Annotated in this window: 3 protein-coding genes; 2 read left to right on the forward strand and 1 reads right to left on the reverse strand. The window is 44.6% G+C overall.

Features of this window, described 5'->3' with window-relative positions:
* Positions 1-946, reverse strand: a 946-nt coding sequence (locus ABUA47_RS13550) for a hypothetical protein (protein WP_410520185.1), incomplete at its 3' end; no start/stop codon positions are given.
* Positions 947-1,216: 270 nt separating this feature from the next.
* Here ABUA47_RS13550 and ABUA47_RS13555 point away from each other — a divergent pair.
* Positions 1,217-1,846 carry an HU family DNA-binding protein gene (locus ABUA47_RS13555; protein ID WP_005836463.1) on the forward strand — a complete coding sequence of 210 codons (630 nt, stop codon included), beginning with the start codon at positions 1,217-1,219 and terminating at the stop codon, positions 1,844-1,846.
* Between the two features lie 27 nt (positions 1,847-1,873).
* Positions 1,874-2,307: exonuclease subunit SbcD (gene sbcD, locus ABUA47_RS13560; protein WP_349831666.1), on the forward strand; the 434-nt coding region annotated here is incomplete at its 3' end.

Here is a 2,307-nt window from a genome sequence, read left to right on the forward strand (position 1 = left end):
CATGGTACAGCATCACCATTGCCACTTTTTCATTGTCAATACCATATTGGCTTGCTAAGGAGCCACAATTATTCTTTAGTTCCGCACTGATAGAGTTTACCAATTTTTCAGTTATTTGATGAAAGCGGTCTTGCCGTTTCTTTATAATAGGAAATAATACATCTCCATTATCATCTACCAGCCCATAAGGTTTTAACTGAGAAACGAGTTTGGCATCTGTTACTTTTCCGAATTGTGCTATTTCATCAGCACAATGGTCCATAATGTCGTTGTCAGGAGCAATGCCGCTATTGATGTAAGTCAAAATCAAATTCTGTTCTCCGAAACCATTCGTACCGCATGCAAAGCCATTTCTTGATTCGTATAATACCCAGTAACAGCCACTCCAGCTTGTATAATTGTCAACATCCTCAAACAAGACTAACTTTGTCCACATTTTTCCATCCAGAAGGTATGAAAAAACAAGTGAGAGTACATTGTTCTTGAATCCCATTTCACTGATAGTTTGTGTCAATGATATAAAGTCTGCCTTTGTTTTGACATACATGGATTCAGCAATCTCCTTACTTAAGCTTCTTAGAGAATTGGTCTGTTCTTTGTCGAGAATGGGTATAGTAGTTTCCCATTTCCCTTTTGTTTTACTGACAAGTCCACCTACTTCCAATAACAATAATTGGCTATCAGAGCATTTAATACCCATTTCACGAAGTTCGGCTTGAGTACGTGGAGTCCGTAAATTGTATAGTATTTCCCAATTATTATCTGGCTTTACATAGTCTTCGGGCTGATGTCCGTTCACTGCAACAAACTGGGTTGCTTCCCATTCGCTATACGGTCTTATCGATATTTGTGCTTTAATCATTGTGGTAACGGACAATAAGGCAAACAACAATAATAAGTCCGGATAATGTTTCATATATCGCTTAATTTTAGTTTTGTTCATCATTCATGCACTTCTCTTATGTAACAAAGATAACGTTTTTTTCAATTCCTCTCTCAAACCTATAACAAAAAACTTCCCGACTACCAATAAAAAACTTCCTAACTACTAATAGTAAAGTTTGCAAGTATAGAGATAAAGAATTACCTTCGCCCTTGGTTTGTCTATCCCAAGCCTTGGGATAGAAATCCCCAACCTTGGCATACACATCCGCAACCTTGGGACAAACTCTGTAAGCCCCAATAAACAAACGAACCTCATAACAACGCTACCATCATGGCAGAATACAACATGCAGGAACTGAACCTGCCGGGAGAAGACGGCAAACGCATTCTCTACCCACGAATGAAACTATACGGGCAGGTGGACTTGGAAACCATCACCGAAAAGATAGCATACGCCTCATCCTTCACACGAGGAGACATCATCGGACTGGTGCAAGCCATCACCGACGAAATAGCCTACCAAATGGGGCAAGGTTACTCCGTGAAGATTGACAACTTAGGAGTATTCACCCCTGCCCTCGGTCTGCGGCAAGACCGTGAACGGGAGACGGGCGAAGAAGGAGACACCAAGCGAAACGCCGTCAGCATCTGCCTGAAGGACATACATTTCAAGGTGGACAAAGAACTACTGTACCGTACCGCTCGCCATTGCCACCTGAAACGTTCCACCGACAAATTCCAACGCTCCTCACAAGTGTTTTCTCCGCAGGAACGGCTGGAACGGGCAAAAAAATACCTGGAAAAGAACAGCTTCATGACCCAAGCCGACTATTGCCAACTGACCGGCTTATTGAAGTCTGCCGCCTCCCGCGAGTTGCGCGAATGGATAGCCAATCCCGAATCGGGCATCGACTACAAAGGACGAGGAACACACAAGATTTATATTCTAAGGAAACCATAACCCACATCCATTGAAGTAACAAAAACAATGAAAATACTACACACCAGCGACTGGCACCTGGGACACACCCTCTACAACTACGACCGTACCGCCGAACAGCAGGCCTTCCTACGGCAACTCACCCGCATAGTAACCGAAGAGCAGCCCGACGCCATGGTGGTAAGCGGAGATATCTACCACTACTCCTCTCCCGCTGCCGCCACGCAGAAGATGTACACCGACGCCATGCTGAACATCCATCAAGCCTGCCCCGGAATGGCCATCGTAGTCACCGCCGGAAACCACGACAGCAGCTCGAAACTGGAGATAGACAGCAGCCTCTGGCAGCACTTCGGCTTGAACGTTGTGGGAAACATCGAACGTACAGCCGAGGAAGTGAATCTGTACAAGCACATCATCGAGATAAACAATGAAAAAAAGACAATAGGCTACGTCATTGCCGTGCCCCACGTCTATCCGCA

The sequence above is a fragment of the Bacteroides sp. RTP31139st1_H2_RTP31139_211217 genome (assembly GCF_040227615.1).
Classification (GTDB): Bacteria; Bacteroidota; Bacteroidia; order Bacteroidales; family Bacteroidaceae; genus Bacteroides; species Bacteroides uniformis.